This window comes from Streptomyces sp. NBC_01267 (genome assembly GCF_036241575.1).
Lineage (GTDB): Bacteria > Actinomycetota > Actinomycetes > Streptomycetales > Streptomycetaceae > Streptomyces.
Window position 1 is genome coordinate 7,475,833 of the sequence record NZ_CP108455.1, and the last position, 21,809, is coordinate 7,497,641.

At 68.3% G+C, this 21,809-nt stretch carries 21 protein-coding genes; 10 read left to right on the forward strand and 11 right to left on the reverse strand.

All coding sequences use genetic code 11. The features are described 5' to 3' along the window. Window positions 1-29: 29 nt before the first annotated feature. Window positions 30-1,016, reverse strand: coding sequence for an Acg family FMN-binding oxidoreductase (locus OG709_RS33275; RefSeq protein WP_442815252.1), 987 nt, complete (start codon window positions 1,014-1,016; stop codon window positions 30-32). A gap of 232 nt (window positions 1,017-1,248) precedes the next feature. Between OG709_RS33275 and OG709_RS33280 the strand changes: the two genes are divergently transcribed. The 4 genes from OG709_RS33280 (at window position 1,249) to OG709_RS33295 (ending at window position 5,732) form a co-directional block, all read left to right on the forward strand. After that, window positions 1,249-1,926, forward strand: a complete 678-nt coding sequence (locus OG709_RS33280) for a CBS domain-containing protein (RefSeq protein ID WP_266645548.1) — start codon at window positions 1,249-1,251, stop codon at window positions 1,924-1,926. Continuing rightward, window positions 1,923-2,786: a universal stress protein gene (locus OG709_RS33285; RefSeq protein WP_266645546.1), complete on the forward strand. Its 864-nt coding sequence runs from the start codon at window positions 1,923-1,925 to the stop codon at window positions 2,784-2,786. The genes OG709_RS33280 and OG709_RS33285 overlap by 4 nt, the downstream gene beginning before the upstream one ends. Before the next feature lie 84 nt (window positions 2,787-2,870). Beyond that, on the forward strand, window positions 2,871-3,917 hold the full coding sequence (locus OG709_RS33290; protein ID WP_266645544.1) for a zinc-dependent alcohol dehydrogenase family protein: 1,047 nt from the start codon (window positions 2,871-2,873) through the stop codon (window positions 3,915-3,917). Between the two features lie 99 nt (window positions 3,918-4,016). Beyond that, on the forward strand, window positions 4,017-5,732 hold the full coding sequence (locus OG709_RS33295) for a sensor histidine kinase (protein ID WP_266645542.1): 1,716 nt from the start codon (window positions 4,017-4,019) through the stop codon (window positions 5,730-5,732). 11 nt (window positions 5,733-5,743) lie between these two features. Here OG709_RS33295 and OG709_RS33300 read toward each other — a convergent pair whose 3' ends face one another. From OG709_RS33300 to ppk2, 5 genes are all read right to left on the reverse strand, one after another. Continuing rightward, window positions 5,744-6,448, reverse strand: coding sequence for a response regulator (locus OG709_RS33300; RefSeq protein ID WP_266645540.1), 705 nt, complete (start codon window positions 6,446-6,448; stop codon window positions 5,744-5,746). A gap of 106 nt (window positions 6,449-6,554) precedes the next feature. After that, window positions 6,555-7,016, reverse strand: coding sequence for a Crp/Fnr family transcriptional regulator (locus OG709_RS33305; protein WP_266645538.1), 462 nt, complete (start codon window positions 7,014-7,016; stop codon window positions 6,555-6,557). Window positions 7,017-7,028: 12 nt separating this feature from the next. Continuing rightward, window positions 7,029-7,661 (reverse strand): CBS domain-containing protein, encoded by a 633-nt coding sequence (locus OG709_RS33310; RefSeq protein ID WP_266645536.1) that lies wholly within the window; start codon window positions 7,659-7,661, stop codon window positions 7,029-7,031. Between the two features lie 342 nt (window positions 7,662-8,003). Then, window positions 8,004-8,672 carry a CBS domain-containing protein gene (locus OG709_RS33315; RefSeq protein ID WP_266645534.1) on the reverse strand — a complete coding sequence of 223 codons (669 nt, stop codon included), beginning with the start codon at window positions 8,670-8,672 and terminating at the stop codon, window positions 8,004-8,006. 151 nt (window positions 8,673-8,823) lie between these two features. Beyond that, window positions 8,824-9,642, reverse strand: a complete 819-nt coding sequence (gene ppk2 / locus OG709_RS33320; protein ID WP_326693535.1) for a polyphosphate kinase 2 — start codon at window positions 9,640-9,642, stop codon at window positions 8,824-8,826. A 144-nt stretch (window positions 9,643-9,786) separates the two neighbouring features. Between ppk2 and OG709_RS33325 the strand changes: the two genes are divergently transcribed. Then, the gene (locus OG709_RS33325) at window positions 9,787-10,818 is read left to right on the forward strand and encodes a zinc-dependent alcohol dehydrogenase family protein (protein ID WP_326693534.1); all 1,032 of its coding nucleotides are present in this window, start codon (window positions 9,787-9,789) and stop codon (window positions 10,816-10,818) included. Window positions 10,819-11,024: 206 nt separating this feature from the next. On the opposite strand, the gene OG709_RS33330 is transcribed toward OG709_RS33325, so the two are convergent. Together OG709_RS33330 and OG709_RS33335 are read right to left on the reverse strand one after the other, a co-directional pair. Further along, window positions 11,025-11,981, reverse strand: a complete 957-nt coding sequence (locus tag OG709_RS33330; protein ID WP_329168815.1) for a universal stress protein — start codon at window positions 11,979-11,981, stop codon at window positions 11,025-11,027. Between the two features lie 10 nt (window positions 11,982-11,991). Further along, window positions 11,992-12,882, reverse strand: a complete 891-nt coding sequence (locus tag OG709_RS33335) for a universal stress protein (protein WP_266645530.1) — start codon at window positions 12,880-12,882, stop codon at window positions 11,992-11,994. Window positions 12,883-13,884: 1,002 nt separating this feature from the next. Here OG709_RS33335 and OG709_RS33340 point away from each other — a divergent pair. Genes OG709_RS33340 through OG709_RS33350 form a run of 3 tightly spaced genes read left to right on the forward strand, consistent with a single transcriptional unit; the run spans window position 13,885 to window position 16,700 of the window. Next, window positions 13,885-14,430: a hypothetical protein gene (locus tag OG709_RS33340; protein ID WP_329168816.1), complete on the forward strand. Its 546-nt coding sequence runs from the start codon at window positions 13,885-13,887 to the stop codon at window positions 14,428-14,430. 52 nt (window positions 14,431-14,482) lie between these two features. Next, complete coding sequence (locus tag OG709_RS33345) at window positions 14,483-16,135, forward strand: hypothetical protein (protein ID WP_329168818.1); 1,653 nt, start codon at window positions 14,483-14,485, stop codon at window positions 16,133-16,135. After that, complete coding sequence (locus tag OG709_RS33350) at window positions 16,125-16,700, forward strand: hypothetical protein (RefSeq protein WP_326693531.1); 576 nt, start codon at window positions 16,125-16,127, stop codon at window positions 16,698-16,700. The genes OG709_RS33345 and OG709_RS33350 overlap by 11 nt, the downstream gene beginning before the upstream one ends. Window positions 16,701-17,576: 876 nt before the next feature. On the opposite strand, the gene OG709_RS33355 is transcribed toward OG709_RS33350, so the two are convergent. Next, window positions 17,577-17,957: an ArsR/SmtB family transcription factor gene (locus tag OG709_RS33355; RefSeq protein ID WP_266645518.1), complete on the reverse strand. Its 381-nt coding sequence runs from the start codon at window positions 17,955-17,957 to the stop codon at window positions 17,577-17,579. Between the two features lie 95 nt (window positions 17,958-18,052). Between OG709_RS33355 and OG709_RS33360 the strand changes: the two genes are divergently transcribed. Then, window positions 18,053-20,032: a heavy metal translocating P-type ATPase gene (locus OG709_RS33360; protein ID WP_326693530.1), complete on the forward strand. Its 1,980-nt coding sequence runs from the start codon at window positions 18,053-18,055 to the stop codon at window positions 20,030-20,032. Continuing rightward, a complete protein-coding gene (locus OG709_RS33365; RefSeq protein ID WP_266645514.1) occupies window positions 20,029-20,436 on the forward strand; it encodes a (2Fe-2S) ferredoxin domain-containing protein in 408 nt (135 codons plus the stop codon). The genes OG709_RS33360 and OG709_RS33365 overlap by 4 nt, the downstream gene beginning before the upstream one ends. A 516-nt stretch (window positions 20,437-20,952) precedes the next feature. On the opposite strand, the gene OG709_RS33370 is transcribed toward OG709_RS33365, so the two are convergent. Then, complete coding sequence (locus OG709_RS33370) at window positions 20,953-21,120, reverse strand: hypothetical protein (protein ID WP_326693529.1); 168 nt, start codon at window positions 21,118-21,120, stop codon at window positions 20,953-20,955. Then, a complete protein-coding gene (locus tag OG709_RS33375) occupies window positions 21,093-21,629 on the reverse strand; it encodes a DUF4158 domain-containing protein (protein ID WP_329168821.1) in 537 nt (178 codons plus the stop codon). The genes OG709_RS33370 and OG709_RS33375 overlap by 28 nt, the downstream gene beginning before the upstream one ends. Window positions 21,630-21,809: the final 180 nt, after the last annotated feature.

Sequence of the window (21,809 nt, forward strand, 5' to 3'; positions counted from 1 at the left end):
TTGTCTCTCGAGGATTCGATCACCGGCCGTCAGTCTTCGACCGTTAGTACGTGTGCGACGGGGCGGCGCGGTGTTTGCGGCCCCGTCGGGCCGTATCCCAGCCGCACCACCATCTGGACCTGCCCGGTGCCTGAGAGCGGGTCGCGCAACACCCAGCGCAGATCGGGCCATTCGAGGGCCTGGGTGGCGAAGGAGCTGCTCAGCCCGTGGAGCGTGGCGATGAGCAGGACGCGTTCCAGGGCTTGACCCGCGCGCAGCCAGTCGGCCGGCTCGTCCTGTGCGGTGCTCAGCAGTGCCAGCTGGGGCCGGTCCTCGAAGACTGTCCGAGTACGGCCGTCCACCGGAACGCGGCCGGCGAAATCCCGTGCGGGAGCTGATCCGCCGCGCTTGAGCGGCCCGAAGGCGTACTCCGGCACACCGTCCACGGCTGCCTCATCGGTGGCGCTCCGTGCCCACTGTTCCGTCTCGGCCTCCCGGGCCGCGTCCATGTGGTCGTATCCCTCGGCGTCATTGATGAGGTCGAGCACGGTCTGCAGGTGGGACCCGGTGGGGAGGGCCAGGGTCGCGCTCTCCTGGTGCGCGGCCTCGCTGAGCGCCTGCCGGACCTCGTCCGGGATACGCCGGTCGGCGAAGGGGGCTCGGCTCGAATGACGGTCGTGGACCGCCGGGTACAGCAGAGCAAGTCCGTCGGTGCGGTCAGCGGGCTCGTCGAGTCGTACGGTCGCCAGAAGTTCGGGGACGGCTGGGTCCGGAAGCAGGCGGGTGACCGGCCGCAGGCCGATGTGGGACGCCGCCACCCGGAGGTTGAACAGCGCAGCCCCGCAGCCGATGTGCAGTCCGCGAGCTGTGGGGTCGGAATGCGGCATGGCGCGCGTCAGATCGGCGAAGAGGCTGAAGGTGCCGTTGCTTCGCGTGTACTGGAAGCGCCAGGGCTGGGCGTTGTGCATGGACGGCGCGGCCGTCGCGTCAAGAACGAGGTGGGCCGCGACCACCTCGTCCGGAGTGTGTGCGGACACCAGGTCCTCCAAGGGCACGTCGGTTTCTTTCACCAGCGTTGCCGGAGGAAGCGGCTCATGGCAGGGGCCGGTAGGGCCCTGCCATGAGCCTCACGGCCCCATTCGGGTTCGCCGCTGCGGGCCTTCCCGGCCGTCCGGGAGGGACCGGGTGGCTCCTGCCGCCGGACGACAGCCAGCCGCACCCTTGGGAGGCGGCCGCGGTCAGGCGGTTGCGGTGGAAGGGAGCGAGGACATGGATCATCGCAGGATCAGTGAGCTCATGAGCCGCGATGTGGTCAGCGTGCGTATCGATACCCCGTTCAAGGAGATCGCCCGGACACTCGCGGAACACGACGTCAGCGCGGTACCGGTACTGGACAGCGCGGGCCGCCCGGTCGGGATCGTCTCGGAGGCGGATCTGCTGCGTAAGGCGGCCGACCGGTCCGACCTGTCGGGCAGGACGCCGCTGCCGCACCTTGATGCGTGGGAGCGGGCCAGGGCCGAGGGGCACAACGCGGAAGAGATCATGTCCGCTCCGGCGGTGTGCGCGCATCCGGAATGGACGGTCGTGGAGGCCGCCCGGCTGATGAGTGTGCACAACGTCAAGCGTCTCCCCGTGGTCGATGAAACCGACACCCTGGTGGGCATTGTCAGCCGCGCTGACCTGCTGCGGGTCTTTTTGCGGCAGGACCGTGCCATCCGGGAGGAGATCGTGCACGACGTACTCGCCACGACGCTGGGTTTCGCGCCGTCCGATGTCGCCGTCGAGGTCGACGAGGGGCAGGTCTCTCTGCGCGGCACGGTCGACGACAGCAGTCTGGTCCCTGTGCTGATCCGGCTGTGCACGAGCGTGGATGGAGTCGTCTCGGTCTCCGAGCGGCTGAGCGCCCGGACGGACCCCGTCCGGGCGGGAAATGGGGCGATGTCATGAATCCGGTCGTCACCGTGGGGCTGGACGGCACCCCCGAGTCGCTGTCCGCCGCGTTCTGGGCAGCTCAGGAGGCATCGGCGCGCGGCGCGACGCTGCGGCTGCTGCACGCCTGGGTGCTGCTCTCAACAGAAAGGGCCGAGCGGCAGCCGGAGGCAGACCCCAACTACTGGCCCAAACGGATCGTGTCCGACGCATGCGACGCAATCGAGGAGCGGTTCCCCGACCTGCCGGTCTACGAGGATCTGGTCGCGACGGCGCCTGTGGACGCCCTGCTGGAAGCGGCCGCAGAGTCGCAGACGCTGGTCCTCGGCTCACGCGCACTGAGTTCGCTGTCCGGGTATTTCCTCGGCGACATCGGCATGCACGTCCTCGCGCGGGCCGGGGTGCCGACGGTCCTCGTCCGGGCCAGGGAGGATGCGGCCCCGATCTCGGAGGACGGTGATGTGGTGCTGGGGCTGAGCCTGCGCCATCCGTGCGACAAGCTCATCCAGTACGCCTTCGACGCGGCGATCCGGCGAGGCGCCACCCTCCGGGCGGTGCACGGCAGGAACCTGCCGCCCTCGGCCTACACCCGGGGCGGACCCGACCCGTACCTCTCCCATGAGCTGACCTGCGAGGCGCAACGGGATCTCACCAGGACGCTGAGTCCATGGCGCGACCGGTACCCAGCCGTGATGGTCATCGAGCGTGTGCAGATGGAGAGCCCTGCGCGCGCCGTCGTGCGCGACATCGCCGGTACGGGACTGCTCGTCGTCGGTCGCTGGGAGAAGCGTCCCACGTTCTCCCCCCGTATCGGGCATGTGCTGTCGGCCACTCTGCACCACGCTCCATGTCCGGTGGCCGTGGTCCCCCACGACTGACGCGCCCGGAGACGCGCTCCCGCCCAGCGTCGCGGTCCCGCGACGCGGACGCCCGGCGCCGCCATTTGTCAGGAGGTATACGCCATGAAGGCACAGGTCTTTCACGGGCCCGGACAGGCCTCATGGGACGAGGTCCCGGATCCAGGTATCAAGGACGCGGCGGACGCGATCGTCCGCGTCGACGCCGTCACGATCTGCGGCACCGATCTGCACATCCTCAAGGGAGATGTCCCGGAGGTCGCGCCCGGGACCGTCCTCGGCCACGAGGCCGTGGGCGAGATCGTCGAGGTGGGCGGGGACGTGCGGTCCGTACGTCCAGGCGACCGGGTACTGGTCTCCTGCATCTGCGCGTGTGGACGCTGCCGCTACTGCAGGGAGTCCCGCTACGGCCAGTGTCTGGGTGGCGGGGGCTGGGTGCTGGGGCATCTGATCGACGGGACCCAGGCCGATTACGTACGGGTCCCCTTCGCGGATCTCTCCGTCCACCCCCTGCCCGCCGCTCTCTCCGATGAGCACGCGGTCCTGCTCGCCGACATCTTTCCCACTGCCTATGAGGTGGGTGTGCTGAACGGACGCGTCCGACCGGGCGACACCGTGGTCGTCGTGGGCGCAGGCCCCATCGGACTGGCCGTGATCGCCACGGCAGGGCTGTTCGGGCCGGGCCGCATCATCGCCGTCGACCAGGACCCGTCCCGGCTGGAGACGGCACGCGGGCTCGGGGCCGACGCAGTGGTGCGCGCGTCGGAGGATCCCGCGCGGTTGGTCGCGGATCTGACCGAGGGGTACGGGGCGGATGCGGCCGTGGAGGCCGTGGGCGTGCCGGAAACCTTCGAACTGTGCACCCGCGTGGTACGTCCTGGCGGTCGCATCGCCAATATCGGGGTGCACGGCAAACCCGCGCTGCTGCACCTCGAAGACCTGTGGATCAAGGATGTGACGATCACGACGGGGCTGGTGGACACCGTCTCGACGCCGATGCTGCTGCGGATGGCGACGGCAGGCCGGCTGCCTATGGGCCCGCTGGTCACGCACCGCTTCGGGCTCGACCGGATGGCAGAGGCATACGGAGTGTTCTCGGGGGCCGCCGACAAAAGGGCGCTGAAGGTCGTCCTGGGGCGGGCCATCACCTGAACCGGGCCCTCCCCTTCGGCCACGAGATGCCGGGACGCCGTTCGCCGCTACGGTGGGGATACAGGCAGTTCTGCTCGGCGGGGCCCGGCGGAGGACACGGTGACCGAGGACGGCAGGCGAGCGGACGGCATTCCGAGTGACCCGGAGGCGCTGCCACCGGAGTTGCAGGAGCGCTTGACCGCCGTCGAGCGGGGGACCAGGGAATCGATGCGGAGTCTGCTTGAGGCTGTGCTCTCGGTCGGCCGTGGGCTGGAGCTTCCTCAGGTGTTGCGGCACATCGTGGAAGCGGCGGCGGTTCTGGTGGACGCCGAGTACGGTGCGCTGGGCGTCGTCGGAGAGGACAAGAAGCTCTCGCGATTCCTGACCACTGGTGTGAGCCGGGAGCGGGCCGTGTCGATCGGGTCGCTGCCGTCCGGCAAGGGAATCCTCGGTGAGCTGATCCGACACCCTGAGCCCCTGCGGCTGTCGGAACTTTCCGGGCATCCGGCGTCCTACGGATTCCCGCCGGGCCACCCGCCGATGCACTCGTTCCTCGGGGTGCCGGTCAGGGTCGGTGACCAGGTGTTCGGCAACCTGTACCTCACCGAGAAGCGGGGCGGCGCGGAGTTCGACGGCGAAGACGAGACCGTACTGCTGACGCTTGCCATGGCAGCGGGAACGGCCATCGAGAACGCGCGAATGTACGAGACCTCCCGAGATCGGCAGCGCTGGCTGCAGGCCAATGCGGAGATCATTGCCGGGCTGCTGTCGGGCGCGGATGAGGACGAGGTCCTGAGTCTGGTCGTCGACCGGGCGCGCAGTATCCTCTCGGCCGATCTGGGCGCGCTGGCGCTGCCGACCGAGAGCGGCGAGAGTCTTCGAGTGGCACTGGCCTCGGGCCTGGACGCCGGATTGCACAACGGGCTGGTCCTGCCCCGTGAGGGTTCCTTCGTCGGCGCCGCACTCCAGGCCGGTGAACCGATCATCAGCGTGGACGTGGCGCAGGATCCGCGCATCACCGCCGGCCCACCCCGGTGGGGCGGTCTGCAGTCCGCCGTCGCGGTGCCACTGATCGCCGGCGATACGGTGCGAGGCGTCCTCCTGCTGGCACGAAGCCGTGGACGGGAACCCTTCGCAGACTCGGGAACGGCCCCTCTCCTGGCTTTCGCCGGGCAGGCTGCGCTCGCTATGGAGCTGGCTGAGCGGCGGCGTTCTGCCGAACAGGTCGCTCTGCTGGAGGACCGGGACCGTATCGCTCGTGACCTGCACGATCTTGCCATCCAGCGGCTTTTCGCGACGGGGATGACCCTGCAGAGCGCCGTACGTTTCGTCGATCATCCGGAAGCACGCGAGCGGCTGCTACGGGCCGTGGACGACCTGGACGAGACCATCAGGATCATCCGTTCGACGATCTTCGGACTTCGGGCCCCGGGGACGGAACACACCCGCCAAGGGCTGCGGGCGCGGATCATGACCGTGGTGGAACAGGCCGCACGGGCCCTGGGGTTCACTCCCGCCGTACGGATGGAGGGCCTCATCGACACCGACGTCCCAGCGGCGCCCGGGGAACAGGTCGCCGCTGTCCTGGGTGAGGCACTGAGCAATGTCGCGCGGCACGCGCACGCCGACGCCGCAGAGATCTCTCTCGTGGTTCGTGGCGGCCGGCTGACCTTGACCGTCTCCGACAACGGCACCGGTATCGCACCGAAAAGCCGTCGCAGTGGGCTCGACAACCTCGCCCGCAGAGCAGAGGACCTCGGCGGTGAACTGACCCTGGAGGCACCCGGGCAAGGCGGTACCCGGCTCGTGTGGACCGTGCCGCTCATCCACGGCTGACCCACGCGGGGTCAGTGGTATCCGTGCTCAGCGCTGTCAGGGTGTGAGGCGGCCTGGGTGGCGAGCACGGCTGCCTGTACACGCCGCGCGACGCCCAGCTTGGCCAGCAGACGCGAGATGTGGTTCTTGACGGTCTTCTCCGACAGGTACAGACGCTTGCCGATCTCCTGATTGGTCAGTCCGTCCCCGATCAGGACGAGGATCTCCCTCTCCCGGGGCGACAGCTGGGCTACCGCGTCCTCTTCAGGACCGGTGTCGTTCTGTTCGCCGCGGAGGCTGCTCATCAGCCGGGTCGTGGTCGCCGGATCGAGCATGGACTGTCCTGAGGCCACCGTCCGCACGGCCGCGACGAGGTCCGCACCCTTGATGTCCTTCAGCACGTAACCGGCGGCCCCAGCCATGATCGCGTCGAGGAGCGCGTCGTCGTCGTCGAACGAGGTGAGCATCAGACATGCGAGCTCAGGCATGTGCGAACGCAGATCCCGGCAGACCGTGATCCCGTCGCCGTCCGGCAGCCGGACGTCGAGCACGGCCACGTCCGGACGCAGAGCCGGACCCCGGGCAAGAGCGTGGTCGACCGTGGCTGCGTCGCCCACGACGTCGATGTCGGGCTCCGCGTCGAGCAGATCGCACAATCCGCGCCGGACGACCTCATGATCGTCGAGGAGGAAGACCCGGATCGGGCTCTGCGGTGAGAACCGACGTACGTTGCTCATGTCTCTCCCTGGGCGCTCGCGGACCAGCGGCCTTCCTTCCATCCTCGCCCCGGCCGGGCAGGCGGGCCAGCGCCGGACGGGTCCGTCCCCGGGAACGCTCTGCCCGTCACTCCCGCCCGGCGCCACTGCCCTGCGGCCCGTACAGGTCCAGCAGACGGGTGCGGCTGCCGCGCAGCCGGGCCGCCACCACCTCGGCGACCACCCGGTACATCGCACGGCCGAACACCGGATCGGCTTCACACAGGGCCCGTACGACCGTCGCGTCGTACTGCTCGGCGTCGACGGTGCGGACGGCCTGAGCGCCCAGATGCCAGACGTACGGGGGGAGCAGCCAGGACCAGCCGAGCAGCTCACCCGGCCCCACGGTGTCGACCACCGCCGCCTGCCGTCCGGGGACATGCAGGTCCAGCGCCACCTGGCCGCTCCGTACAACCCAGAACCGGTCGGCTCGCCGGCCCTCTTCGAAGATCCGGGTGCCGCCGGGGAACGACACGTCCGAGACCACCTCCCGCAGCCGCTCGCGCCGGTCGGAAGGCAGTCCGTCGAACATGTCCCGTGTGGCTGTCATTGTCGTCGCACCTCATTCCGAAGCATGTGCGCGCTGACCGGTGAGGCGGTCCACCACCGCCACTACTCCATCGACCCGGGCTGCCATCCGTACTGCGACGGACCTGTCCGTGTCCTGCTCAAGGTGGCCGCTCAGGGTCACCACGCCGTCCTGGACCGACACGATGGGCGCGGTGTGCAGGAACAAGGCGCGGGCCATGACGCCGTCGAGGATCTCGTCCCGGAGGTCGGAGTCAGGCCGGACGAAGACCCGCAGCAGATCGCGCCGGGTGATGATGCCGATGAGCCGGGCCTCCTCGTCCACCACTGGGAGTCGGCCGATACCTCTGCGGGCCATGGTGCGGCCGGTCAGGGCGACGGTGTCGATCGCGCGGATGGTGACCGCCGGGGCGGACATCAGCTCTCCGGAGGTATACCGCCCGGGCAGCGTCATGAGGCAGCGTGAACCGGAGGACCCGGGCCCGGCGCGGTATCGCGTCAGGTCGGTCCGGGACACGACCCCGACCACCCGGTCGTCGTCGTCCACAACCGGCAGTCCGCCGATCCCGTGCTCCATGAGCGACCGGGCCGCATCGTCGGCTGGGGTGGCACACCCCACGCTGACGACATCGCCCGTCATCACATCACCGGCCGTACGGAATCTCATCTCGCGTCTTTCGGTCGATCGGCGGAGCACTGACTTTCACCATCGCCCTCCGAGCGAGCAGCGCGCTGGGGCTGGCCGGTGCCCTCCTCAGGGCCGTCCGGCCCTCGGGCGGGAACTCTTCGGCGCGTTGGCGGAGGCGGCCGGGCGCGGGGACGGGGGAGAAGAGACGCCATGCCCGGTGGGCGACCGGCGGGGGAAAATGACTGTGCACGGGTGGATCTGGACGTACTACGAGGGGCTACGACCCGCAGACGGAGCCGCCCGCACGAGACGCTGTGCGCGCGGCAATGGTCTCTTCGCCACCCGCGACGCCGCCTCCGAGACGGACGCCGGGCCGACGCACTACCCCGGAACTGCCCGCCGGGCCGCCGCCGGCCCGACGAGCCTGCAGTCGACGTCCACCACCCCTTCGACCGCCCGCGCGAGGCGGGTGGCGATCGGTACGAGGGCGGTGTCGCGGATTGTGCCGCTGAGCGTGACCACGCCTTCCTCGACAGTGACTTGAACACTCTCACGGGGTACCAGGAAGAGACGCTGGACAACCTCTTGGCGCACCTCTTCCGCGATGTCCTCGTCGGATCGCAGGAACACCTTCAACAGGTCGGAGCGGCTGACGATGCCCCGGAGCATGCCTGCGGAATCGACAACCGGCAGACGCTTCACCTTTCGCACTGCCATGGTCCGCGCGGCCTGTGCCAGGGTGGCGTCCTCCTGGACGGTGACGGCGGGAACGCTCATCAAGTCCTCGGCCGTCAGCGCTCCCGCCTTGCGGAGATCGGTGAGGCGGTCCATCTGCTCGGACCGGCTCGGATCCGCATCCCTGAACTCTTCCTTGGGCAACATGTCGGCCTCGGAGACCACCCCGGTCACCCGCCCGTCACCCACCAGAACCGGCAGTGCGCTCACCTTCCACTGCCCCATGGTCTCGACCATCTCCTTGAAACCGGCATCGAGTCTCACGGCGACCACGGGCCGCGTCATCACATCACTCACACGGCGGGGGGTGTGCATGATCCCTCCTGGACGAGAAGCTGTTCCACCAAAAGCCTGAGTTCGCGGCGCGGAGCGTGCAAGGGCCGACTGGTCCCGAGTCCGGGCCGGACAGGCAGGCAGGAGGGCAGGCAGAAAGTCCCCACGGGTCACTTGAGGGTGGGAGCAGGCGCTATTCCAGCCCGGCCGCGTGATCGGGTACGTACGTCTGCAGGTCCCGGGGCGGCCGCTGGTAGCCGGTGGCCGGTGGCCGGGGAGGCAGCGTGAGGGCCGCCGGGGTGACGTCGTAATAGGGCATGGTGGACAGCAGATGGGCGATCATGTTCAGCCGGGCCCGGCGTTTGTCATCGCTTTCCACGACGTACCACGGTGACTCCGAGATGTCCGTGTGCACGAACATCTCGTCCTTGGCGCGTGAGTAGTCCTCCCACCGGGTCAGCGACTCGAGGTCGATGGGGGAGAGCTTCCAGCGGCGGGTCGGGTCCTTGAGCCGGCGCCGGAAACGCCGCTCCTGCTCCTCGTCGCTCACCGAGAACCAGTATTTGCGCAACAGGATCCCGTCCTCCACCAGCATCCGCTCGAAAGCCGGGCACTGCCGCAGAAACAGTTGGTACTCGGAGGGGGTGCAGAAGCCCATGACCCTTTCGACGCCGGCCCGGTTGTACCAGCTGCGGTCGAACAGGACCATCTCGCCGGCCGCGGGCAGGTGCTCCATGTAGCGCTGGAAGTACCACTGAGTCCGCTCACGCTCGGTGGGCCGGGGAAGTGCCACGATCCGGGCCGCCCGGGGATTCAGATACCGGGTGACACGTTTGATCGCGCTTCCCTTGCCGGCCGCGTCGCGCCCCTCGAAGACCACCACGAGCCGGGCGCCCTCGGCACGCACCCACTCCTGTAGCTGTACCAGCTCAGTCTGAAGCCGGTGCAGCTCCCGCTCGTATACGGGTCGCGGCAAACGTGCACGCTTCCCGTTGCCCGGTGACTCCGCCATGGGACGACCGTACGAAGGATTGCCGTCCCTGGCTCAGGCAGGAGGGCCGAACGGGGTCCGTGCGTTTTCACCCGCCCGGTGAAGAGGTCCCGACACCACCGGCCCCCGTTTGCCCCCGGCCGGCAGCCACCGCACAGTTGAGGTATGACGTTCGCCGCCTCCGCCGCGGAGGTACAGCGTGGCTGGACCGTCGAGACACCGGGGCCGATCAGCGGTGGTCCTCTGATCCGCAGCCGAAAGCCAACACCCGTCCCGGGCCCAGGTGATCTGCTGCTGCGGGTGGAGGCCTGCGGTGTCTGCCGAACGGACCTTCATCTGGCTGAGGGGGACCTCCTGCCGCGCCGGCCATCGACCGTGCCCGGCCATGAAATCGTTGGCCGGGTGGTCGCCGTGGGCGAAGCAGTGACCTCGTTCCGTACCGGTGACCGAGCGGGCGGGGCGTGGCTTCGTGGCACCTGCCAGAGGTGCCGCTACTGCCGGTCCGGCAGGGAGAACCTGTGTCCCGGGTCCACCTACACCGGGTGGGACGCGGACGGTGGCTTTGCCGAACTGGTCTTGGTGCCAGCAGCCTTCGCGTACTCCCTCCCGGAAGCTCCGGATGCCACTGCGCTGGCACCGCTCCTGTGCGCCGGGATCATCGGCTATCGTGCGCTTCGTCGCAGCGCACTGCCCCAAGGCGGGCGGTTGGGTATCTACGGCTTCGGGGCATCGGCCCATCTGGCGGCCCAGGTAGCCATGGCCGAGGGGGCCACCGTCCATGTGCTGACGCGGTCGGCGCAGGCACGCACGCTTGCGCTGGAACTCGGTGCAGCTTCCGCGGGCGAGGCGTACGACCTCCCTCCCGAGCCCCTGGACTCAGCGATCCTGTTCGCCCCCGTGGGCGACCTGGTGCCGGTGGCGCTGGAGGCGCTGGACCGCTCCGGCACGCTTGCGATCGCCGGGATCCACCTCACCGACGTTCCGGTACTCAACTACCAGCGCCACCTCTTTCAGGAGCGGAATCTGTGCAGCGTCACGTCCAACACCCGGCAGGACGGCCGTGACTTCCTGGCCCTGGCCGAACGCATCGGTATCCAGGTCACCGTGAGCCCCTACCCGCTGAGCCAGGCAGATCTGGCGCTCGCCGACCTGGCGGCCGACCGTGTCCACGGTGCCGCCGTGCTCGTTCCCGACTGAGCCGGCTTCCGGGCAGATCGGGCCATCAGGCGCTGCCCGGTGGGTGGTGAACCGGTGGCCCCCCGGTCTCACCCGCGGGTGGCATCACCGGCGAGGACGGTTCGACGTCGCCTGCGATTTTCACCGAGCCCCACTCACCGAGCCCCACTCAGGCCCCTTGGCTTGGTGGGCAACATGGACGTCCGTACGACGGCGCCCACAAGCGATCACGTCTTCGACGGAACGATTGTGACGGTGCAGCCGGCGCGATGGAGCACCCGATGACCGACGTTTTTCAGTTGTCCGGCCGTCCCCGCATGCCGGGAGTGTCCACCGATCACCAACAATCCTGCCTCCCGACTGGCCTCCGCGAGGACATCGCCGGCCGGCCCCTCCACCGCATAGCTACGGACGGGGACGCCTTCGTGACGCTCGACGGCCCCGGCGACCGTCCCGTCAAGCCACTGCTGAGCCTGACGACGATGGGCGTCGCGCGCCTCGTCGTACTGCCCGGTGTGGGCCGTGGCGCTCTCGGTACGCGGGCAAATCCACGCATGCACCACCGCCACACCCCTGTCACGCCGGCGTGCCTCGCCGAAGGCGTAGTCCAGAACCTCGAGGAATGCGGTGCTGCGCCCCAACCCGACCACGACCCCACCCTGTTCGTCCCGCCGATGCCGTCGGACCACCGTGACGGCGCACTTTGCCCGGGCTGCCACGGCTCCGCTGACCGAGCCGAGCAGGAGTCCCGCTGTCGCCCCGTGGCCCCGGCCGCCGACAACGACGAGACCGGCGGAGTTGCTCGCCGAAACCAGGTACTCCACAGGGGCCTCATCGAAGACGCCGACATGGACGGTAAGTCCCGGACAGACCTCCCGTGCTCGCTCTTCGGCCTGCGCAACAATCCTTCGGGCATCCCCGACGGGCCCTGGAGGCAGCCACCCGGCTGTCCGGAGGCCGCCCACATGCGCGTGCCTCAAGGCGTGCACGATCCGTAGAGGGCGCGCCCAGCGGTCCGCTTCGAGCGCTGCCCACTCCACCGCGTCCATGGCCTCAGCCGAACCATCGGTCCCGACGATCACCGGCCCGTCCATCGTCCTCACCCCCTGATTGCCGTCCCCTTGCTCGTCGTTGCATACGTTCAGAAGCAGCCCGCGCACCTCACGCCCGACTGTCGGGTCCACGAGGGGCTCCTCATTGCTCGGGCACCACGATGACCGGAGCCTGCGCGTGGTGCATGACCGCGTGCGTCACGTGCCCCAACCGTGGTCCGACCAGGTCATGTCGACCCTCGCGGCGACCCACCACGAGCAGCGATGCCTGAGGGGAAACGCGTACCAGATATTCAGCGGGGCGACCGGGATGGACATCCTTGGTCACTTCCACCTCGGGGAACTTCTCGGCCCACGGCTGGATGATGCCGTCGAGCCATTTCTCTTCCGCGTGGATCAGGTCTGCCTTGCGTTCGTCTCTCATGAGACTGCTGTCCACCGCGGCGATCCCCGGCGGTCTCCAGCCGTGAACGACACGCAGGGCCAGTCCGCGCTGGGCGGCCTCTTGGAAGGCGACGGTGAACAGGCGGTCGTTGTCGGAACGGTCGATGCCGAGGACTACTTCGCGCCGTTCGGCGAGCGGTATCGGTGAGAAGCCCGTCTCACTGGCGTCGGAAGGGAGAGTTGGAACCCTGACGAGTGCCACCGGGCGGTCGCTGCGCGCGGCCACGGACTGGGCGACGGACCCCACCAGGAAACCGTGCGTACCGCTGAGGGCCCTCGACCCGAGCACCACCATCTCGCTGTCCCGACCGTGAGCGATGAGAGCTTCCGCCGGGGGGCCGGAGGCATGCTCCCCTGTCACCTGGAGACCCCTGTAGTGCTTCGCAAGCTTTGATGCCGCCTGACGAGGGAGGCTCTCCACCCGACGTCTCTCCGTCTTGGCATCTGTGAGAGCCAGAGAGTAGGGCGACCACTCCCACGCGTAGACGACGCACAGAGCCTTGTCCTCCCTTACGGCCTTCTCCGCTGCCCATGCAGCAGCGGCCTCGCTCTCGGGAGAGCCGTCATATCCGAGAGTGACCACGCCCATGACCGTCGCCTCCGCTACTCGCAACTACTCCTGGTGCCTCCCACCGTGCCGAGCAACGACTCACCCGGAGTAGGGCCGGCCAGGGCGGGGCCGTGGGCCGACCGGCCCGGTCGGATCCACGGAGGTGTCCGGTCTGGTCCCATTGCCCGGGAAGCTGGACATACGCGGGATCGTGCGGCGTTGGCACGATGGCAGGGCCGAGACGACGAGAGCCGGCCAAACCTTGCCCTTGCCCGGCGCTGTCCACCAAGTCCTTCGACTCACAACTGGCGTCGGCAGCACCGGGACAGCCTTAAGGGCTGTCCCGTAATTCCTGGCGGGCGCACGACGACAGCTACGGCACCTCGCGGCGTTGTCGGAACGCCCGAATACATCCAGTATTCGGGCGCCCCTCCGCCTTGCGATGCACCGCATCTGACGCCGTGCGCTGATCCACCAGGAATTACGGGACAGCCCTTAGGGACCAGAAGTTTCGGCCGATAGTGGTGGGGCGGCAGTTGCCTTCTGAAGATTTTAAGTATCGCAGGGCAGTTGGCTGAAAACTCGGCCTGGCTAATTTCGGCTCAACTGGCACACTCGCCTCGTGAATTCAACTACTGCTCGTATTGTGCTCTCTCCGATCACTAGTTTGAAGGCGATGCGCATGATTCAGAAATCAGGATGGGTTCTATCGTTCGAAGTGGCCTGGAGGGTTTCCCGGGTTGCGATCTGCCCGGATGAGCTTGGATACCGTGACCACGGACATCGCGCTCATCCGGTGCGCAGGCCTCTACCTCCCCACTCGCTGCCCCCGTCTCGTGAGTCACATTAGTTCACTTCGGTCACACTATTCTCGCGGGCCGAGTTGCACGGTCGAACTCATTTGTTAATTTCCACTTGCGGACATGCGAGGTGTGGTCTGAATTCAGTCACAGCCAGCCGAAAGGGGGTGCGGTGCGATTCTTTGGCGATATGAATGGGGGCTCCGCTCTCCAGTGGCCCGTGTCGAAGAAGGGGAATGACATGCCAGATGCCCTGGACCTGTCCATGGTTGCCAGCAGTGCGCTTCCAGCGGTCTTCACTTTTCTCTGCCAGCGCTTGGACGCTGTCTTGCCGCATCGTTCCTCGGCCAGAACAGTAGGGCCGGAGGGTGAGCCCGAAGTTCCGGAACAGCTGGTCGGCGAGTTGCAGCTGCCACTGCGAGTCGACCCTGGCCGGCTCGAGGCGCGCCGCGCGGCAGTGGAGGCTCTGGCCCTGGGCATGGAGCACTACCAGCGTGACCCTGTGCAGATCAGTGCCAATGATCCATTGCTGATGCAGACCCTCGGGCGGGTACGCGAGGCGCTGGAAGACATCTACGGGCAGCGGTTCACCTTCCAGGGTGAGAATTGTGCGCGATCCGGACCGTTCAGCGAACAGTGCTACGGCACTGTGGCAGGCGAGGTAACCGGTATGGAGGCGCAGGAGGCAATCCGCGGTTCCGTCACGAGCACGATCCGGGCGAGGGATGTGGGGCCCGGAGGGAAGATCGTCGGGATGAAGGCGCGGGTCATCGAGGGCCGCGGCTGACTGGCTCCACTTCCCGATTCTTGTTCTCCCACCAGCCAATAGGAGTCCGCGCATGACCGAGCCCGTTCCCGATATCGGCACTGCGTCGTTGATCGAGACCTCGCTGGCCAAGGCTGGTTCAGCCGGTGTATCGCCCCCGGTGTCGGATCCCACCGGGGGACGCGGTGACGTGACCAAGCTCCCTCCCGGTCAGACGGAATCGGAAGAGTCCCGAGACATGCCAGTGCCATCAGACGTCGATGCCCAAGTGGCAACTGAGGAGGAAGCCGAGGCGACCGGGCTGTCCACGACATCCGATCGTCCGTTCCGTGAAGCCGCAGACGACGACCGATCCACCTCACCCGCTGCCGGTCGCAGTGGTGGCTACTCCAGCGTCCATGCGGACACCAACCACGGCACGATGATCGGCCAGTGGTTCGAGGCAGTGAGGCGCCACAGCGGTGCAGCTCTGCCACCTGAATGGGTGGCGCGGGAACTCGCGGACTACTCGGCAATCGGGAACGAGGAGGAGGCCGCCTTGCTCCTCAAAGCCAACCAGGTAATCGTGCTCGTTGCGGACAACCTTGGCAACGGGCGCTGGACCGCAGCATTGCGCCTACTCACGACTGCTCCGGGAGAGCCCCGGACCTTGCGTCGGGTCCGCCGGGAGACCGGCGAGGCTTTCAGCATGGAAGGGCTTCAGTGCAAAAAACGCACCGGATGGATTCTGGACCTGCGCGAGACCGAAGAAGGTCTCCCCGCCAGCTGCGACTTCGGCCTTGAACTCCACCAAGTCGAGGACTTGCGCGATGACGACTCCTACCTGGCCGTGCTCGTGGGCACGGAGCTGTGGGAGCGGATCGGACATGGCGCCGGTGAACTAGTGTTGACACCTCAGCCCCCCGACCCAGCCACACTCTTCACGACTTTGCTGCGGTCAGCCGGCGTCACCCACCCAGAGGCATGGGCTGACGACCACCGGTTCCGGACGCAATTGCCGCAACTGCTCCCCGGACAGGTCTGGGACTGGGCCCGAATCCTCGTTCAGAGCGACTCCGAATATCGGGCCTCCACCGGTCGAGGGACCGAGCCGGGAACCGACGGGTTCGAAGCAGTTGCCAAAGCTGCGGGAAACGCAGTCTCGGGCTGGATGGACGTACTTGCCAAATGGCACTCGCGCTCTGGACGCACCAGCTACGACCGTAACTATCTGCTTCTGGCTGCCGTCTGCGACGGGGCACCAATCGACAACGTCCACCTGCAGATTGCCTCACTGGCCCAGGAGTTCGGCGAGAAGGGCGAACGATCGGCGCTGCTGGCAGGACAGCAGGGACCTGGCCTGATCCAGCTCGCTCGCGAGATCGAAGCGGTGCCGCGGGCTGACGGCCACCTGACCTTCCCCGGGCCCGGCTTCGCCGAGGCGGTAGTGCGGTACTTCTGGCAGGACCGGCCCGAGCTCATCGACGCGTTCACCAAGGACCGCTCGACTGTGCCTGAAACTCAAGCACCCTCAGGGGACGCTGCTCGCGCAGCGGATGGCCCCATGGATCCTGCATCATGCCCAGGCCACCCGGTCCACCCGGTTGCTGCACCTGGTGGCCAAAGACTGGTCCGAGAACGACAACCTTGCCCCGTACGCACACGATCTCCTGGTCGCGGCCATCCTGGACCCGGAGGTCGGCCAGCGCGTGCGGAACGCAACGGGAACGTGGGCCGTGCACGATGACACCCCCGCTCCTGTCCTGAAGACGCTGGCCCGGGTCTTCCAAAGCCTTACCCCCGCACACCCCAAGCAGATGCTCCGACGCCTCGGAGAACTGGCCAACTCACAGAAGGACGATGTCGCGGACGCGGTCGGCGCGGTCATCAACGGCCTGTGGAGCGATGACGAACTCGGTACCCAGGTGCACAGCACACTGAACGCCTGGTTCGACAGCAACCGGGAAACCCTGCAGCGCACTGCCAGCAGCGCCTTCATGCACCTGGCGCTGCGACGCGACCAAGGAGGCGAACCCACATTGCTGGCCGGCCTCCACGGCGAAACCCCCGCCTGGGTGGTCCGCGGCTGGCGCACCGCACTGGAAGCGGCTGAGCCCGGCCTACTGGCTCGCCGGGCATGCATTGCCTGGTTGGATGCGGCAGCAACGCGGAAATCCAACACAGACCAGATCATCACCGTGTTGGTACGCGCGGTCCACGAAACCCCTACCGACCATCTGCGAGGGCAGCGCTTCTTGAACCTTGTCCGGCTCGCCGAGTACTGGCTGCTCCAGGGGGAAGCGCTGGACTGAAGCTTCCCCTTGATCGTGGACACCTGGAGACTGGGGTTTGGTCCCTGGTGTCGTCGTGCGCACGGCGTCCTCTGGTATCGGAACGTCAGCGCTGTCTGTCACTGGACGTCAGCGAGGTGTGTCAGTAGGTACTGGCGTCGGCGGCGTCGGTGAGGCGGAGGCTGTACCGGACGTCGTCGGCCAGTACGGCGGTGCCGTCGTCGGCGCGGGCCACCCTGCGTCGAGCAGGCCCGCGACGGTGGCTACGGTCGGCTCCCGGGGGCGGTGGAGACGGAGCCCTCGTAGGGCGCCTGGAACAGCACGGCCGCGTCCTGATCGCTGAGGACGTCGCGCTGGAGCGGCCGGTGGTGCGCGTTTCGCGGATCGCGCCAGGGTTCAGTGTGGTTGGCGGGGTGGACCCAGTTCCTCTGCCGTTCGGTGGGGACGTCTAGGCGGGCTGAGGATGACCCGGGCGCCGCAGTGCCCACGGTCCGGACGAGGTCGGTAGACGCAGGCGCGTCCGACCGCGTCGGCGACGCGGTCGGGGTTCCAGCCGAGGGGTTCGGCGAGGAACAGGGGGAAGTCGGCGGTCGGCAGGGCCGGCCAGTTGGCGACGACGTCGGCGTGCTCATCGGGGTTCAGCGGCAGGAGGCCTTGGAAGATGCTGATGCCGATCATCCGGCGTTGCGGTGCGGCCCGCTGCGCGGAAGGCGGGGCGGTCGAGGCCTTCGAGACTGTTGCAGGTGCGGATGGGGTCGGCGGGTGAGGACCAGATCGGCCACAGGTCGGCGTCGGCGAGCCGGGCGGGGTCCAGTTCCTCGCCGGGCAGGAGCTGGTGGGCGCGTTCCGCGATGACGTCGGTGACGTGGGCATCGGGCAGCAGGTGATACCGGCCTGCTACTGGACCAGGGACTTGCCCGTCTCGGTGGACGCGTCGCGCAGGCCGAGGCGCAGGTGCTCGGCGTGGAAGAGGGCCTGTTCCAGGAGTTCGGCGACGTGGTTGTCGTAGAGGGCGTAGATGATGGAGCGGCCCCGGCGTTCTCCGGTGACGAGTCCGAGATTGCGCAGCAGGCGGAGCTGGTGGGAGCAGGCGGAGGCTTCCATGCCCACGGCTTCGGCGAGGTCGCCGACCGCGCAGGGGCCTTCCTGGAGGCGGGCCAGGATGTACAGCCGTGAAGGGGTGGCCAGGGCCTGGAGGGTGGCGGCGACGTCGGTGGCCCCTGCCGCGTCCAGGCGCTCGCGGGGGGTGGCGTGGTTCTTGTCGGCTCCGTGACCCATGGTACCTATCCTACCGTTCACATGTGAAGACCTGTTCAGGTGTTCCTGTACGGTGGGTGTGTCGCCTTGCTTCCGCCCTGAAGGGTTGTTTTGTCATGCCTTCTGCCCTGCTCCAGCGGCCCGGACGGGCAGTTCCGGCCGTCTCGCGTACGGCGCCGAGGCGGCGTACGCGGGTGTTCGCCCTGGCGGAGGCGCGCTGGGCCGCGGCGGCGCTGGTGCTGTTCCTGGTCGCGCTGCCGCTCCAGCTGACGGGTGCGCCCGCCTGGTCGTGGGGCCCTCTCTATGCCGCCGCCTACATCACCGGTGGGTGGGAACCGGCCTGGGCGGGGCTGACGGCGTTGCGGGAGAAGACTCTGGATGTGGACCTGCTGATGATCGTGGCCGCGATCGGCGCGGCCTCGATCGGGCAGGTGATGGACGGCGCGCTGCTGATCGTCATCTTCGCCACCTCCGGCGCTCTGGAGGCCCTGGCCACCGCCCGAACCCAGGACGCGGTGCGCGGTCTGCTCGACCTCGCCCCGACCACGGCCACCCGGCTGGCCGACGACGGAAGCGAGTCGACGGTCGCAACCGGGGACCTGGTGGTCGGGGACACCGTCCTGGTCCGCCCCGGCGAGCGGGTCGGAGCGGACGGCCGCGTCCTTACCGGCGCCAGTGAAGTGGACCAGGCCACCATCACAGGGGAGCCGCTGCCAGTCGCGAAGGAGGCCGGCGACGAGGTGTTCGCCGGCACCCTCAACGGCACCGGCGCGCTACGGGTGAAGGTCGAACGGGACGCCTCGGACTCGGTGATCGCCCGGATCGTGGCCATGGTCGAGGAAGCCTCCGAGACCAAGGCGCCCACCCAGTTGTTCATCGAGAAGGTCGAGCAGCGCTACAGCCTGGGCATGGTCTTCGCGACCCTGGCAGTCTTCCTGGTTCCCCTCGCGTTCGGCGCGGAGCTGACCGGCTCGCTGCTGCGGGCGATGACCTTCATGATCGTGGCCTCGCCGTGCGCCGTGGTGCTGGCGACGATGCCGCCGCTGCTGTCGGCGATCGCCAACGCCGGACGCCACGGCGTCCTGGTGAAGTCCGCCGTGGTCATGGAGCGCCTCGGACACGTCGACGCGGTAGCCCTGGACAAGACCGGAACCCTCACCGAGGGCACCCCCCGCGTCACCGACATCCGCCCTCTGGACGGCTCCGGCCTGGACCAGGATTCCCTGCTGGCACTGGCGGCCGCTGCCGAGCACCCCAGCGAACACCCGCTGGCCCGCGCCGTCGTCGACGCCGCCCGCACCCGCGGCTTGGCCGTCGCCGGCATGCGGGACTTCACTTCCACTCCCGGCATCGGCGTCACCGCCACCGTCGACGGCCACGCGGTCGCGGTCGGCGCACCCGCCCGCCTCCTCGACGACACCGAGAACGGCGCCGCCAGGACTGCGGCCGGCCTGGAGGACGGTGGCCGCACGGCCGTCCTGGTCCTGCGCGACGGTGTCCCGGTCGGGGTGCTGGGCGTAGCCGACCGGTTGCGGCCCGATGCCGCCGCGACCGTTGCCGCCCTGACCACGCTGACCGGCAGGACCCCGATGCTGGTGACGGGCGACAACCCGCGCGCCGCCGCGCGCCTGGCCGCCGAGGTCGGCATCACCAGCGACGGGGTCCACGCCGGTCTCCTGCCCGAGGACAAGGTCGAATCCGTACGGCGCCTGGAGGCCCAAGGGCGCAAGGTGCTGGTTCTCGGTGATGGCGTCAACGACGCGCCCGCTCTGGCCGCCGCCCACACCGGTATCGCCATGGGCCGTGCCGGCTCCGACCTCGCTCTGGAGACCGCCGATGCCGTCGTCGTACGCGACGAACTCGCCACTGTCCCCACCGTGATCGCCCTCTCCCGTGCGGCCCGGCGTCTGGTGGTGCAAAACCTGGTGATCGCCGCAGTGTTCATCTCCGGCCTGGTCATCTGGGACCTGGCGGGCCACCTGCCGCTGCCGCTCGGTGTGCTCGGCCACGAGGGCTCGACCGTCATCGTCGGCCTCAACGGGCTGCGCCTGCTGCGCGACGCCGCCTGGACTCGCGCCGCGAAGGACATGCGGTGAGTCGCCGTACCAAGAAGGCTGCCCCCGCTTCGGGGGCGGCCCGGCCCACCGTCACCGTCTGCCGCGGCTGCTGCTGCGGCACCCCGGCCAAGGTGCCGCACCTGGACCACGAAGCCCAGCTCACCGACCTGCGCACCCAACTGGCAGGAATCACGATGGTCCGGCGCACCGACTGCCTGGACGCGTGCGAGCGTGCAAACGTCATCGTCATCCAGCCCTCCGCCGAAGGCCGCAAGGCCGGTGGGCGCCCGGTCTGGCTCGGGCAGGTCAACGCCCCCGGTGCCGCTGCCGACATCACCACCTGGGTCAAGAACGGCGGCCCCGGTCTCGCCGAGGCACCCGACATTCTCGACCTCTACACGTTCAACCCGTCCCGACGCGTCCGCCACGAACTGGACGACTGATGCCCTCGACACGCTGACACCGTTCATGGCAGAAGAACGACTGACATCCCCGTGGCATACGACTCACGGCAGATATCAATGGGATGCGCAGGGGCATGCCAGTGGGTGAGTATCCGCAGGCGATAGAGCGGGTTGTCGTGGAAGCAGTCGATGATGTCGCCGTGAGTGGTCATGTCGGCGATCCTGCTGGCTTAAACCGACGGCTGAGCAGGCACCACCGCCTCCAGCCGCGATTCTTCTCGACGGTCCGCCGACTCCTTAGCAGGACCGAACTGGCCTGCGAGGCCATTTGGCGGCAGTCTCTCTGGACACGGACGCGCGGGTACAACCCGGTAGGCTCTGTCACCTGGAAGGTGCTCTTTTCCTTGCAGCCGAGAGGACCCTCAGCAAGTCCCATCGTTGCAGGTCAAGAGCACTTTCCGTTTTCTTGGTGGAGGCCACCCCCTCCATCCACGCGCCGGTGTCGCCGAGGGCGTCCACCCACTCCAGGCGCCTGGCCAGGTTCTTGAACTGCGACTACGTCGGGCCCTGCGCGGGCTTCTTCAGCTGGTTGAACAGCGTCGTTCCGTCACCGTCGCGGTCCTCCAGTAGCCTGAGCAGCTCTGTCCGCTCCACCACGCTCATCCGGTCGTGGATGCCCGTGCAGATCAACGTGTTCACCTCGCTGCGGATCTTCGAGGCCATCGCGTCGAAGGTGGAGAACGCCGCAGCTCCAGCCCGGCCTCCACCACCTTCTCCAGCGCGATGTTGATCAGGTCGGCCGGACGGTTCTTCGCCGCAGCCTCCTTGCGGATCGACTCCTCGGCGATTTCCCGGGCTCTGGCCTGGTCGTACGTCGCGCCCACCCGCCGGCGCACCTTCGTACGCTGCCGCTCGGCGGTCCGGCCCGTCGCCCACAACAACGTGGTGCCCTCCGGCAGCTCCACTGCACGGCGGGCGAAGTCGACCACCATCTCCGGGTACTTGTCCGGCTTCGGGAACCGGCCCATCCGCTGATACGACTGCAGCGCCAGCAGCAGCGCGAGCTGATGGCCATCAGCGTCCATCCGCTCCGCGGCCCACGCTGCCTCCTCCCGCGTCGGCGAGAAGAACAGATGCAGCTCATGCGCGGTGATCAGCCGCTTGAACCGCGGGTACGCGGTCCGCTCGATCGGCGTCAAGATCCCCACCCGGCCCACGACGAAGCCCAACATCAGACCAACAACACCGATCTGAACGGGTGACGTCCCCGCCAACACGGACCGCAAGATCAACTATTGGCAGATTCTGGGTGCACCTCGGCGACACCCCTACTTCGCAAGCTGCGGAGGATCCCCGGTCGCTGCCGCAAGGACTGGGGAGAGGCCCCCGCCTCCAGCCAGGGCCCGGGGCAG